General features: G+C 71.4%; 7 protein-coding genes. 5 read left to right on the top strand and 2 right to left on the bottom strand.

The annotated features are described in order from the left end of the window. Positions 1-51 precede the first annotated feature (51 nt). Positions 52-546 (bottom strand): MarR family winged helix-turn-helix transcriptional regulator, encoded by a 495-nt coding sequence (locus OX958_RS15895; RefSeq protein ID WP_270138465.1) that lies wholly within the window; start codon positions 544-546, stop codon positions 52-54. Positions 547-617: 71 nt separating this feature from the next. On the opposite strand from OX958_RS15895, the gene OX958_RS15890 reads away from it, so the two are divergent. Beyond that, a complete protein-coding gene (locus tag OX958_RS15890; protein ID WP_270138464.1) occupies positions 618-2,705 on the top strand; it encodes an MMPL family transporter in 2,088 nt (695 codons plus the stop codon). Here OX958_RS15890 and OX958_RS15885 read toward each other — a convergent pair. Further along, on the bottom strand, positions 2,661-4,004 hold the full coding sequence (locus tag OX958_RS15885) for a TIGR01777 family oxidoreductase (RefSeq protein WP_270138463.1): 1,344 nt from the start codon (positions 4,002-4,004) through the stop codon (positions 2,661-2,663). The genes OX958_RS15890 and OX958_RS15885 overlap by 45 nt on opposite strands. Positions 4,005-4,168: 164 nt before the next feature. Between OX958_RS15885 and recC the strand changes: the two genes are divergently transcribed. From recC to ligA, 4 genes are read left to right on the top strand one after another with little or no spacing between them, the layout of a single operon-like run. Continuing rightward, complete coding sequence (gene recC / locus OX958_RS15880; protein WP_270138462.1) at positions 4,169-7,477, top strand: exodeoxyribonuclease V subunit gamma; 3,309 nt, start codon at positions 4,169-4,171, stop codon at positions 7,475-7,477. Then, the gene (locus OX958_RS15875; protein WP_270138461.1) at positions 7,474-10,773 is read left to right on the top strand and encodes a UvrD-helicase domain-containing protein; all 3,300 of its coding nucleotides are present in this window, start codon (positions 7,474-7,476) and stop codon (positions 10,771-10,773) included. The genes recC and OX958_RS15875 overlap by 4 nt, the downstream gene beginning before the upstream one ends. Continuing rightward, positions 10,770-12,560 (top strand): exodeoxyribonuclease V subunit alpha, encoded by a 1,791-nt coding sequence (gene recD / locus OX958_RS15870; RefSeq protein ID WP_270138460.1) that lies wholly within the window; start codon positions 10,770-10,772, stop codon positions 12,558-12,560. Before OX958_RS15875 ends, recD begins: the two co-directional genes overlap by 4 nt. A 21-nt stretch (positions 12,561-12,581) precedes the next feature. Continuing rightward, entirely contained in the window at positions 12,582-14,579 is a 1,998-nt protein-coding gene (gene ligA, locus OX958_RS15865; RefSeq protein ID WP_270138459.1) for an NAD-dependent DNA ligase LigA, read from the top strand. The last annotated feature ends 38 nt before the right edge of the window (positions 14,580-14,617 follow it).

Raw genomic sequence — 14,617 nt, 5'->3', positions numbered from 1 at the left:
CGGGAACTCGTTGCCTCTAGCCCCTTTCCGGGGTCCGTGCCGCGCCGGCCGTCAGGAAGAGCCGGCCCGCTCCGCCGTCAGCTGTTCGCGATAGCTGCGGAACGCGATGGTGGTGGCCCCCAGATAGCGCGCGACCACCTCCAGCTCGGCGGGGGTGAACTCGTCGATGACACCGCGGTGCAGGACTCCGAGCGGGGTGAAGAACTCGCGGGCGAGCTCCATCCCGGCCTCCCCGGACCGCACGATCACCCGGCGCCGGTCGGCCGCGTCGCGTTCGCGCCGGACATGACCGGCCCGGGCCAGCCGGTCCAGCAGCGAGGTGACCGTGCCCGAGGTCAGACCCAGCTCGGTGCCCAGCTCCCCCGCGGTGACCGGTGCCCCGCGTTCGTCGGCCACCATCACCCGGATCAGCGCCTCGACGTCGGTGGGGTGCAGGCCGTGCCGGTGCGCGAAGGAGTGGCCGATCCGCTGCCCCTCGGCGACCAGCATCTGCACCAGGCCGACGAGCTGGTCACGAGGCCCGTCCTTCGGGTTGCGCGTCGGCACAGCCACCTCCTATTGTCTTGATACTCAAGATACTTGATCTTCAAGGCTTTGACTTCCCTCGGGAGACCACTGTGCCAGGTCCACGCTTCCTTCTCCGCTCCCGCCGCTCGGCCGCCCTGGTCGTGCTGGTGGGGTTCGCCGCCGCGATCGGCGCGCTGCTGATCGCCGCGCCGCAGGCAGCCACGCCCCGCTCGGCGACCGGACTGTCCACCACGGCCGAATCCGCCCGCGTCGAGCAACTGCAGGCAGAGCTGCCCGGCACCGAGGGATCCGTCGCGCTCCTCGTCTACAGCCGAGCGGACGGCTCGCCGCTGGACGACTCCGGGCGGCAGGCGGTGGCCAAGGGCACGGCACTGGCCCGGTCCAAGGCCGTCACGGACCAGGGACCTCCGCCGCAGTTCTCCGACGACGGCAAGGTGGCGCTGGTCGTCGTCACCCTGCCCGAGCAGGACGACGAAGCGACCGCGGCGACCGTCGACGACCTGCGATCGGCGCTCGGCCGCGACCTGCCGGACGGCGTGGTCGTCAACGTCACCGGACCGGCCGCCTTCGGCACCGACCTGACCCGCGTCTTCGACGGCGCCGACACCAGGCTGCTGATCGTGACGGCCGCGGTGGTGGCTCTCCTGCTTCTCTTGACCTACCGCAGCCCGGGTCTGGTCCTGATCCCACTCATCGTGGTGGGGCTCACCGAACAGGCCACGATCAGCGTCGCCGACCAGGTCCTGGCCCGGCTGGGCATCCCGGGTGGCGGTCAGGTATCCGGTATCGCCAGTGTGCTGGTGTTCGGCGCGGCCACCGACTACGCGTTGCTGCTGATCGCGCGGTACCGCGAAGAACTTCGCCTCGACCAGGACGTCCTGGTCGCCATGCGCGCGGCCGTACGCCGAGTCGCCGAGCCCGTACTGGCCAGCGGCGGCACCGTGATCGGAGCCCTGGCTCTGCTGCTGCTCGCGAGCACGGAAACCCTGCAGGGCATCGCGGTTGCCTGCATCATCGGGGTGCTGTTCGCCATGATCGCCACGCTGCTGATCCTGCCGGCGGCCCTCGTGCTCTTCGGCCGGCGGATCTTCTGGCCGTTCGTACCGAAACTCGGCGAGGCCGCCCGTGAGGGCAAGGTGTGGGGCCGGCTGGGTACGGCGGTCGCCCGCAGGCCGCTCGCGGTGCTGATCGCCGCCGGCGTCCTGCTCGGCGGCATGGCGATCGGCATCGGCGGCGTACGGACCGGGCTCGCGCAGAACGAGCAGTTCCGGGTGGAGCCGGAGGCGGTCCGCGGCGCGAAGGTACTGGCCGCGGCGTTCCCAGCCGGTACCACGGAACCCCTGATCGTCATCGGAGCTGCCTCGGCGGCCGACAAGATCGTCGCCGCCACCAAGGAGGTCGACGGGGTCGCGCAGGTGCGGCCGGGCCGGCGTACCGCCGAGCTTGCCGAGTTCCAGGTCGTGTTGTCGGCCGAGCCCGGGAGCGAGCAGTCCGCGAGAGTGGTCGAGGAGTTGCGTCAGCGCTTGCACGACCTCGAGTCGGCGCAGGCCCTCGTCGGCGGGGGCGCGGCGGAAGACGTGGACGTGAAGGCAGCGGACCAGCGCGACAGAACGCTGATCATGCCGTTGATCCTCGCGCTGGTAGGGCTCGTCCTGCTCGCACTGCTGCGCTCGCTGCTCGCCCCGGTCTTGCTCGTGCTGACCGTCGTCGCGTCGTTCTTCGCCAGCTTCGGAGCCAGCTGGTGGTTGTTCGAGCACGTCCTGGACTTCCCGGCCCTCGACGGCACGGTGATCCTGCTGTCGTTCCTGTTCCTGGTGGCGCTGGGGGTCGACTACAACATTTTCCTCACCACCCGGGCCCGGGAAGAGGCAGGACGCGACGGCACCAAGGACGGGATGCTCGCCGCGCTGCGCCTGACCGGCGGCGTGATCACCAGCGCGGGACTCCTGCTCGCGGCGGTCTTCGCCGTGCTCGGCGTGCTGCCGCTGATCACGTTGACGCAGGTCGGAGTGATCGTCTGTGTGGGCGTGCTGCTCGACGCGCTGGTGGTGCGCACTGTCGTCGTACCGGCGCTGGTCTTCGTGCTGGGCGACCGCTTCTGGTGGCCGGGCCGCCCTGCTCAGCCCGCCCGGTCAGCCGGCCTTGACGGGCCGGCCGAGAAGGTGACGGAGGGCTGACTCGAGGTCGGGGTGCCGGAAGGTGTGACCGAGGTCGGTCAGCCGACGGGGAAGCACTCGCTGCGAAGCCAGCGCGAGCTCGTCGGTTCCTTCCTTCCCGAGGATCAGGCGTGGGCCGAGTGCCGGAACTCGCAACAGCGCCGGGCGGTGCAGGACGCGCGCGAGCGTGGCGGAGTACTCGTCGTTGCGCACCGGCTCCGGCGCGGCCGCGTTGATGGGACCGGACAGGTCCGCGTCGTACAGGCAGCGGTGGTAGATGTCGGCCAGGTCGTCGATCCCGATCCATGCCTGCCACTGCTGTCCGTCACCCAGCGGTCCGCCCAGTCCCGCAGCGAAAAGCGGGTACTGCAGTTGCAGCACTCCACCGGCCGGTGTCTGCGCCAGACCGGTGCGGACGTTGACGACACGCAGGCCGGCTGCTGCGGCCGGTTCGGTCGCTTGCTCCCAGTCTTCGACCAGGGAGGCCAGGAAGCCGTCGCCCCGGCTACTTCCCTCGGTCAGCGGCTCGTCTCCCCGGTCAGGGCCGTAGTAACCGATCGCAGACGCCGACACGAAGACCTGCGGGCCGTCGGTCGTTTCCGCCGCGAGCCGCGCCAGCTGCCTGGTCGGGCCGATCCGGGAGTCCCGAACGGCCTTGCGATGCTCGGGAGTGAACCGCCCGGCGATGGATGCGCCCGCGAGATGAATCACCGCGTCGACGCCCTGCAACAGGTTCGCGTCCGGGGTCTCGACGTCCCAGCGCCGCTCGTCCGGGCCCTCGGCCTGGCCGCGCACCAGCCGGATCACCCGGTGGCCGTTGGTGGTGAGCAAGGCGGCCAGCGCCGTACCGATCGTGCCGTGGCTGCCGGTCATCGCGACCGTCAGCGGGCGCATCCCGGCCTCGATCGCCCGGTCGCGAGCGGCGAGATCGTCGGCCAGCTGCCGGTGCCGGTAGGCGAGCATCGACCGCAGCATGACAGCGGGCACGTTGCTGTCGATCCGGTCGATCACCCTGGTCCGGTTCGGCGGCACCTCTTCGAAGTCGTGCGTGTGGCGCCAGTGGACCAGCCAGCGCAGCGGCGCGGAGTCCAGCTCGTCGACGAACTGCGCGGGCGCGACCGCACCACTGTGCCGGGCCACCCAGTCCAGGCCGAGCGGGAAGCCGAGCACCGCGGTACCGTCCGCGAGATCGGTCGCCTCGCGCTTGATCCGGACCGGCATCCAGGGCGGGGTGAGACGCACGATCGCCCCCGGCCGCTGGAACCACGCGAACACCTCGGGACGGGGTGCCTCGACGACGGCACTGCTGGTCAGACCCATCACACGTCTCCTCCGCTCGGGACCTTCTCAGCATGCCATGAATAATTTCTGCATAAGTTCGGCCACTCCGTACGCCGGTTCGCCGGCGGCCTCCCGGCCGGTCTGCCGAGGTAGCGCCCGATCCCTTGGCACGTCGACTCGGCGCTCCATGGCATGCTGCGGCGGTGACTCTGTTCCTGCACCGCGCTGAGCGCACCGACGTGCTCGCCGACGGGCTGGGGCAACTGCTCGCCGTCCCCCTCGCCGACCCCTTCGCCGAGGAGCTGGTGGTGGTTCCCGCCAAGGGCGTGGAGCGTTGGCTGTCGCAGCAACTCGCACATCGGCTGGGCGCCGCGACACGGCGCGGTGACGGCGTCTGCGCCGGGGTCCGGTTCACCACTCCGCGCTCGCTGGTGTCCGAGGTCCTCGGTCTGGGCCATGACGATCCCTGGGCAGCGGACGCGATGGCCTGGCCGTTGCTGGCCGTGCTCGACGACTCCCTCGACGAAGCCTGGTGCGAGCCGGTCGCCCGGCACCTCGGCCACTTCGACACCGGCCCCGAGGCCGAACTCCGCCAAGGCCGCCGGTACGCCGTCGCGGCGCGGCTGGCCCGCCTCTTCGCCTCGTACGCCGAACAGCGCCCGACCCTGCTCGCCGACTGGACCGCGAGCCGCGACACCGACGGCCGCGGCGAGAGCATCGACGGCGACCTGGCCTGGCAACCCGAACTCTGGCGACGACTGATCCACCGGATGGAAACCCCTGCCCCGAACGCCCGCCTGGCCGAAACTCTCACCAGGCTTCGCGAACAGCCGGAGTCCTTCGACCTGCCGCCGCGACTCTCACTGTTCGGGCACACTCGCCTCCCGGTCACCGAGGTGGAGTTGCTCTCCGCCCTGGCCGAGCACCGCGACGTACATCTGTGGCTGCCCCATCCGAGCAATGCGCTGTGGGAACGCCTGCAGTCGGCAGAAGTCCCGGCAGGCGACAGGATCGACGACAAGAGCTTCCAGGAAGCCAGGCATCCGCTACTGGCCACGCTCGGCCGCGACAGCCGTGAGCTGCAACTGACTCTCACTGCCACTCAAGCGACCGATCGTCACCTTCCGAGGCCGGCGGCACCCGACACGCTTCTCGGCTGGTTGCAGCACGACCTGAGCAGCAACACCCTCGCCTCCGAGGGCCGCCGGCTGGCCGCCGACGACCGCAGTGTCCAGGTGCACGCTTGCCACGGCACCGCCCGGCAGGTCGACGTACTGCGTGAGGTCCTGCTGGGGATGCTGCAGGCCGACCCCACCCTGGAGCCGCGCGACATCCTCGTCATGTGTCCCGACATCGAGACGTACGCGCCCCTGATCAGTGCTCGCTTCGGTCTCGCGGACCTCAACGCCGACGGGCATCCCGCGCACCGGTTACGGGTCCAGCTCGCCGATCGATCGCTCACCAAGACCAATCCGCTGCTCGGGGTCGCGTCCCAGCTGCTCGGGGTGGCCGGCAGCCGGGCCACCGCGAGCCAACTGCTCGATCTGGCCCAGACCGAGCCGGTACGCCGCCGCTTCCGCTTCACCGACGACGATCTGGACACCATCACCGCCTGGGTCCGGGAGTCGGGCGTGCGCTGGGCGTTCGACCAGGACCACCGCGAACCGTACGGCCTGGCCGACTACCCGCAGAACACCTGGCGCTTCGGTCTCGACCGGATCCTGGCCGGGGTGACGATGTCCGCCGACGCGCACGCCTGGATCAACACCACGCTGCCGCTCGACGACGTCGGCAGCACCCGGATCGAGCTGGCCGGCCGGTTCGCCGAGTACGTCGACCGGTTGCAGGCGGCAACAGAACGGCTCGACGGCACCCGGCCGCTGGCGGACTGGCTGGACGCCCTGCGCGACGGCATCGACCAGCTGACCCGGGTCGTTCCCGACGACAACTGGCAGCTCAGCCAGGTGCACCGCGAGTTCGCCGACGTCACTGCCGACGCCGGCGACCTGGCCCGTACCCCGTTGAAGCTGCCCGATGTGCGGGCCCTGCTGTCCAGCCATCTGGCCGGCCGGCCCAGCCGCGCGAGTTTCCGGACCGGCACCCTGACCGTCTGCACGATGGTCCCGATGCGATCGGTCCCGCATCGCGTGGTCTGCCTGCTCGGTCTCGACGACGGCGTGTTCCCGCGGTTCGGGCTGGCCGACGGCGACGACGTCCTGGCCAGGACGCCGGTGACCGGCGAGCGCGACGTACGCAGCGAGGATCGGCAACTGCTGCTGGACGCGATCCTCGCCGCGACCGAGTCCTTGGTGATCACCTACACCGGAGCCAACGAGTACTCCGGCCAGCGCCGGCCGCCCGCCGTACCGCTGGGTGAACTCCTCGACGTCCTCGACCGCACCACCGAGACGACCGTCCGGGAAGCCGTCCTGATCAAGCACCCGCTGCAGCCCTTCGACCGCCTGAACCTCGAGCCCGGCCGGCTCGGGACGCCGGGCCCGTTCACGTTCGACCCGACCGCGCTGGTCGCGGCGCGTGCCGCGGCCGGGTCGCGGCCACCCCGGCCGGAGTTCCTCGCGGGCCAAGTGGCGGTGCAGGACGGCGAGGATCTGGCGCTGGCCGACCTGCTGGCGTTCTTCCGCCATCCCGTGAAGGGGTACTTCCGCGCGCTCGACCTGACCCTGCCGTGGGAGGTCGACGGGGTGTCGGACGTGCTGCCGGTCGAGATCGACAACCTGCAGAAGTGGTCGGTCGGTGACCGGTTGCTGCGCGACATGCTGTCGGGCGTCAACCCGAACGACGCCCTCCAGGCGGAGTGGCGCCGGGGCACGCTGCCGCCGGGCCGGCTCGGCTGGCGCACCGCCACCGAGGTGCGCGACGAGGCCAAGCAGCTCGCGATCAGCGCGCATCCGCACCGGCAGGCGAGCTCCAGGGCCTTCGACGTGGACGTCGATCTCGGCGGTGGCCGGCGGCTCACCGGGACCGTACCGAGCGTGCACGGCTACCGGCTCGTCTCGGTCAGTTTCTCCCGGCTCGACGCCAAGCAACTGCTGGCCTCGTGGATCCAGTTGCTCGCGCTGTCCGCCCACGACGAGGACCACAACTGGACCGCTCAGGTGATCGGCCGAGGCAGCCGAGGTCCGGCGAGCCGGCAGCTGGGTCCGGTCGGAGCGGAGGCTCGCGCCCTGCTGGCCGATCTGGCCGCGATCTACGACGCCGGCCGGCGGGAACCACTGCCGATCCCGCTCAAGACCTCGTTCGCCTGGCACCAGGCCTGCCGTACCAACGACGACCCGATGACCGCCGCCGGGCGACGCTGGCGCCCGGACAAGTACGACGGCGAGAACGCCGACCCCGCTCACGTCCGGGTCTGGGGTCCGTACGCCCGCCTCGACGCGCTGCTGGACCCGACCCGTCCCGGCGAGGAACGTCCCGGCGAGCCGACCCGGCTCGGCGCGTACGCGGCCAGGATCTGGGAACCGATGCTCCGCTTCGAGCAGGGATCGCGATGATGGAACCTTTCGACCTGCTCGGTGAGCTCCCGGCCGGCACGATCGTGCTGGAGGCGAGCGCCGGTACCGGCAAGACCTACGCCCTGGCCGGCCTGGTCACGCGTTTCGTGGCGGAGGGTCGCGCCAGGCTCGACGAGATGCTGCTGATCACCTTCGGCCGCGCGGCCAGCCAGGAACTCCGCGAACGCGTGCGGGCCCAGCTGCTCGAGGCCGAACTCGCCCTGGCCGATCCCACGCGATGGAGCGACGACACCGGCCTGCTCGGCCACCTGGTCCGCGGCAGCGCGGACGAGCTCGATGCCAGGCATCTGCGGCTCCGCGACGCGCTGGCCAACTTCGACGCCGCCACCATCGCCACCACCCACCAGTTCTGCCAGCTCGTACTGCGCTCGCTCGGTGTCGCGGGTGACACCGACGCCGGCGTCACCCTGGTCGACGACCTGACCGATCTCGTCACCGAGGTGGTCGACGACCTCTACCTCCGGCTCTTCGGAAGCTCGGCCGACCAGCCGCCCATCAGCCGCGGTACGGCGCTGGAGATCGCCCTGAAAGCGGTGGCGAACCCGCACACCCGGCTGGTCCCCGGCGAGTACGCCGAGGGTTCGCTGGAAGGCGTCCGGGTCGAGTTCGCCCAAGCGGTGCTGGCCGAGATGGAACGCCGCAAGCGCCGCCTCGGCGTCCTCGGCTACGACGACCTGCTCACCCGGCTGGCCGCCGCATTGGAAGATCCCGGCGCCCCGGCCCGGCAGCAGTTGCAGCGCCGCTGGTCGGTCGTGATGGTCGACGAGTTCCAGGACACCGATCCGGTGCAGTGGAAGGTGATCGACGCCGCTTTCAACGGCCAGAGCACGCTGGTGCTGATCGGCGATCCCAAACAGGCCATCTACGCCTTCCGCGGCGGCGACATCGCGACGTACCTCGCAGCGGCGAAGACCGCGGGACAGCGGCGGACCCTCGACACCAACTGGCGTAGCGACCAGCCGCTGGTCGACTGTCTCCAGGTCGTCCTCGGCGGCGCCCAGCTCGGCCATCAGGACATCGTCGTCCACCCCGTCGCCGCCTTCCATCAGGGCACCCGGATCGCCGGAGCGCCCTCCGGCGCGCCCTTCCGGCTCCGCGTCGTACGCCGGGAGCAGTTCGGTTCGTCGCGGCGCAAGAGCATCCCGATGGACGACCTCCGCGACCACATCGCTCGCGATCTGGCCGCCGATCTCGGCCGGTTGCTGACCTCCGGCGCGACGTACGCCGGTCAGCCGCTGCGGGCCGGCGACGTCGCGGTGATCGTCGAGACCCACAAGGACGCGCGAGTCTGCCGCGAACAACTGGCTCTGGCCGGCATCCCCGCCGTCTACTCGGGTGATCTCGACATCTTCGCGTCGCAGGCCGCACAGGACTGGCTCTGCCTGCTGGAGGCCTTCGAGCAGCCGCATCGCTCGGGCCTGGTCCGTGCTGCCGCGACCACGATGTTCTTCGGCGAGACGGCCGCCGGCCTCCGGGCCGGTGGCGAGGACCTGACCGATCGCACCGGACAAACGCTGCGAGCCTGGGCCGACCGGCTGCGGACGAGCGGCGTGGCAGCGGTCTTCGAGGCCGCGCAGCTGCACGGGATGACCGAACGCGTCCTCGCCTGGCGCGGCGGTGAACGTGACATGACCGACCTCGCCCATCTGGCCGAGCTGCTGCACGAGACGGCCCACCGCGAAGGTTTCGGTCTGCCCGCTCTGCTCGACTGGCTGCGGGACGAGTGCAACGGCAGCCGCCGGACGGCAGAGCGCACTCGCCGGCTCGACAGCGACGCTGCCGCCGTCCAGATCATGACCGTGTGGGTCAGCAAGGGGCTGCAGTATCCGGTCGTCTACCTGCCGTTCGGCTTCACCCGCCACGTCGTCGAGGACACCGAGTTGCTGGTCTTCCACCAGGACGGCGAACGCCGGCTGGACGTCGGTGGCAAGAGACATCGCGGCCACTCGGCCAACCAGAAACGCTGGCGGGCCGAGGAGGCCGGCGACGACATCCGGCTGACCTACGTCGCGCTGACCCGGGCCAAGTCCCAGGTGGTGGCCTGGTGGGCGCCGTCCTGGGACGAGATCAACGGCGGGATCTCGCGGCTGCTGCGCGGCCGCAAGCAGGGCGAGGCGATCGTCCCCGACACGCTGGACCGGGCCACCGACGACGAGGAAGTGCTGATCTGGCTGCGGCGCTGGCAGCAGGCAGGCGGTCCGGTGGTCGAGGAGTCGGTCGTCGCCGACCAGGTCGAGCCCGTCCGGGAGGAGCTGCCGGGTGGGCTGGAGGTCAACACGTTCATCCGCGAGGTCGACGTCACCTGGCGGCGTACGTCGTACTCGGGGCTGATCCGCGCCGCAGAGCAGGAGGTGGGCGGGGTCGGCAGCGAACCCGAGGAGAGCCAGCTCGAGGACGAGTCCGTGGACCCGGTGCTGGTGCCCGAGGTCGCGCCGGCCGAGGCGCTGCCGTCCCCGATGGACGGGCTGCCGGCCGGAGCGACCTTCGGCTCGCTGGTCCATGCCGTGCTCGAAGACGCGGACCCGCACGCGCCCGACCTGCAGGCCGAGCTCACCGCGCAGGTTCGCGAGCAACTGCGGTTCTGGCGGGTCGACGTGACCCCCGATGCGCTGGCCACGGCGATGCTGCCGATGCACAGCACGCCACTCGGGCCGCTCGCTCCCGGTCTGACGCTGCGCGACCTGGGTCGTGCCGATCGGCTCCGGGAGCTCGACTTCGAGATCCCACTGGCCGGCGGCGACCAGACGGTGGCGACCGACGTACGGCTCGGGCAGTTGGCGCCGCTGCTGCGCGCCCACCTCCCGGCCGGCGACCCGCTGCTCGCGTACGCCGACCGGCTCGATCAGCCGTTGCTCGGCCGGCAGAGTCTGCGGGGCTACCTCTCCGGATCGATCGACGTCGTACTGCGGATCCCGCACGGCGACACCCATCGCTTCGTGGTGGTCGACTACAAGACCAACCGGCTCGGCGATCCGGAGCAACCCGCCACCTCCGCGGAGTACGGACCGGAGCAGCTCGCCGCCGCGATGCTGCACTCCGACTATCCACTGCAGGCGATGCTCTACTCCGTGGTGCTGCACCGGTACCTTCGCTGGCGGCTGCCCGGCTACGACGCGAGCGTACATCTGGGTGGGGTGATCTACCTCTATCTGCGCGGCATGTGCGGACCCGAGACGCCGATCGTCGACGGACATCCGGCCGGGGTGTTCAGCTGGCCGATGCCGACGGCGCTGGTGCTGGCACTGTCCGAACTGCTCGACGGGAGCGCGCCGTGACCACACCCGTCGTCGACGAGTTCGACTCGGCCTTCGCGCTGACCGCGACCGGAGTACTGCGTGACTTCAACCGGGCCGGCGTGATCCTGGCCGCCGACGTCCATGTCGCCACCAGACTCACCAAACTGCTTGCTGAGAGCAACGAATCGGTCGCGCTCGCCTGCGCCCTGGTGGCGCGGGCGGTCCGGGCCGGATCCATCTGTCTCGACCTCACCGAGGTCCGCGCGGAGGTCGGCGAGGACGGCGACGAACTGCCCTGGCCCGAACTGGACGACTGGCTCGCGGCGCTGACGGCCAGCCCGTTGCTCGCCGCTCCGCATCCACTGCACCTCGAGGACACCCGGCTGTACTTCGATCGCTACTGGCGCGAAGAAGGACAGGTCGAGCAGGACCTGCGCCACCGGGCCGGCCTGGCCGCGCCGGTGATCGCCGACGAGGCGGCTCTGCTGGCGGGACTCGAACGGCTCTTCCCCGGTACGTCGTACGTCGAGCAGCGGCTGGCGGCCGAGACCGCCACCCGGCAATGGACGACGGTCCTCACCGGCGGTCCGGGCACCGGCAAGACCACCACGGTCGCCGGCCTGCTGGCGCTGCTCGCGGAGCAGGCCGAGCTCGCCGGGCACCGTCGTCCCTGGATCGCGCTGACCGCGCCGACCGGCAAGGCCGCGGGGCGCCTGGAGGAAGCGGTCCGGGACGAGATGTCCGCGCGGCTGACCTCGCAGGACACCGACCGGCTGGGCGAGTTCCACGCCCGCACCCTGCACATGCTGCTCGGTGGCCGCCCCGACTCCTCGACCCGCTTCCGGCACGACCGCGACAACCGGCTGCCGCACGACATCATCGTGGTCGACGAGACCTCGATGGTCTCACTGACGATGATGGCGCGGCTGCTGGAGGCGGTCCGGCCGGAGGCCCGGCTGATCCTGGTCGGCGACCCCGACCAGCTCGCCTCCATCGAGGCCGGCGCGGTGCTGGCCGACCTGGTCGAGGGGCTGGTGGCCGGCGGCCACACCGCGGCCGCCGAACTGCGCACCCCGCACCGGTTCGGCAGCGAGATCGGGGACCTCGCGCTCGCCGTCCGCGAGGACCGGGCCGACGACGTTCTCGCCGTACTGCGTGGCGGTGGTGACCGCGTGCACTTCGTGGCGGACGACGACCCGGCCGACGCGCTGCGTCCGGTGCTGCTTCCCGACGTCCTCGCGATCCGCCGGGCCGCGGAGTCCGGTGACACCGAGGCTGCCCTGGCCGCGCTCGACCGGCACCGGCTGCTCTGCGCCCACCGCGAGGGCCGGTGGGGCGTCAACTACTGGAACCGGACCGTCGAGCGCTGGATCACCGAGGAGACCGAGGACCCGCTCTGGGACACCTGGTACGTCGGCCGCCCGGTGCTGGTGACCGCCAACGACTACGCCCTCGGCATCTACAACGGCGACGTCGGCGTCACGATCCGGCGCCCCGACGGCTCGCTGCGGGTCTGCATCGACAGTTCGCGCGGCCGCCTCGACTTCGCCCCGAGCCGGCTCGGCAACATCGAGACCCTGCACGCCATGACCATCCACAAGGCCCAGGGCAGCCAGGCCAAGGAAGTGACCGTCCTGATGCCGGGCGAGGAGTCGCGGCTGCTGACCCGTGAACTCTTCTACACAGCGGTCACCCGCGCTCAGGAGCGCGTCCGGGTGGTCGGCACCGAGGACGCCGTCCGGCTGGCCCTCGGCCGCCGGGCCCTCCGCGCCACCGGGCTGCGGCAACGCCTCACCGCCGCCGAGCCCACGGCGGATTGTCGGTAGTCGCGGGTAGGGTCCTGAGCCGTGGACGCTGGGGAACGCATTCAGGAGCTGGCCGATCAGATCGTCGTGCTACGCGACGCCTACTACCGGGGATCGCCGACGGTGGCGGACGCGGAGTACGACGCGATCGAGGACGAGCTGCGGGCACTGATCCAGGCCCATCCGGAGCTGGCGCCCGACCCGAACCCGCTGGAGCAGGTGGGCGCGCCCGCGGTGCTGCACGCGCCGATCCGGCACTCGCGGCCGATGCTGTCGCTGGAGAAGGCGACCCGGCCCGAGCAGGTGGAGGCGTTCTTCGGCCGCTTCCCCGGCCAGTCGGTCGTGGTGATGCCGAAGCTGGACGGGCTGTCCCTGGCCCTGGTCTACGAGAACGGCCGGCTCGCCCGCGCGATCACCCGCGGCGACGGGACGACCGGCGACGACGTGACGCCGCTGGTCCGTGCGCTGGCCGACGGAGTGCCGGACCGCCTCGACGTACCGGGCCGGATCGAGGTCCGCGGTGAGGCGGTGATGCTGCGGTCCACCTTCGCCGCCTACAACGCCGCCCACCCGGACAAGCCGCTGATCAACCCGCGGAACGCCGCGGCGGGCACGCTGCGGGCCAAGGACCCCGCGACGGTTGCCGAGCGGCGCCTGCAGTTCCTCGCCTTCGACCTGCTCAGCGACCCCGGCAACACCGATGCGGATCTCGAGCGCGCCCTGAAGACGATGGGCTTCACCGTCGCCGACATGCGGCACTGCGCGGACGCGACCGCGGCGCAGGCCGTGATCAGCACGATCGAGCAGCAGCGCAACGACCTTGACTACGACCTGGACGGCGCCGTACTGCGGCTGGCCGACCGCGACGCGTTCGCGGCGGCCGGCACCCGGTCGAGCTCGCCGCGGGGCGCGATGGCGTTCAAGTTCGCCGCCGAGGAGAAGACCACCGTGCTGGCCGACGTGGTCTGGGACGTCGGCAAGACCGGCAAGATCGCCCCGGTCGCCTGGCTGGAGCCGGTCTTCGTCGGCGGTACGACCGTCACCCGCGCCACGCTGGCCAACCAGGAAGTGATCCGCGCCCGCGACATCAAGATCGGCGACACAGTGCTGGTCCGGCGGGCCGGTGACGTGATCCCGTTCGTCGCCGGCGTGCTGGACGCCTCCCGGCGGACCGGCGCGGAGCAGGACATCGTGCCGCCCTCGGTCTGCCCGTCCTGCGCGCAGGAGCTGACCGAGCAGGGCAACAGCCGCGAACTCTTCTGCACCAACGTCGCCTGCCCCGCCCAGACCGTCCGGCGGCTGATCCACTGGGCGTCGCGGGCGGCCGCCGACATCGACGCGATCGGTGGGGTCTGGATCGAACGGCTCGCGGAGGCGGGGATCCTGGAACACCCCTCGGACTTCTACCGGCTGACCAAGGAAGGGCTGCTGGAGTTCGACCGGATCGGCGAGGTCTCCGCCGCCCGGATGATCGAGTCGATCGACGCGAGCCGCCAGGTCGGCCTCCGCCGGGCGCTGATCGGGCTGGCGATCCCGATGGCCTCCGAAGGCACCGCCACCCGGCTGTGCCGGGCGGGTTTCGGTTCGCTGGAAGAGGTCGCCGACGCGGGAGTGGACGGGCTGGTCGCCGTGGAGGACATCGGCCCCAAGGTGGCCGCCTCCCTGATCGAGCACCTGGCCCGCCTGCGCCCCGAACTCGAGCGCCTCCGCGCGGCCGGGGTCTCGCTCGACGTCCGCGAAGAAGACCTGCCGCCGGTGGTCGCGGCCGGCGCCCCGCTGGCCGGCAAGACGGTGGTCGTCACCGGCGCGATCAGCGACCCACGCTCCGGCGAGAAGGTCGCCCGCCCCGCCTTCCAGCGCCTCTGCGAGCGGGCCGGCGCGACCATCGCCTCCTCGGTCTCGGCGACCACCGACCTGCTGATCACCGGCGCCGACGTGGGCGCCGCCAAACTCACCAAGGCCGAGAAGCTCGGCGTCACCGTCGTCGACCAGTCCGAGATCTGGCAGCAACTCCAGGCCGCCGACCTGCTCAACCGCTGATCACCGCCGGCCGGTTGTCATCGGCAACTACCGACGGT

The organism is Kribbella sp. CA-293567, assembly GCF_027627575.1.
Classification (GTDB): Bacteria; Actinomycetota; Actinomycetes; order Propionibacteriales; family Kribbellaceae; genus Kribbella.
This window is presented reverse-complemented; position numbering and strand designations above follow the sequence as displayed.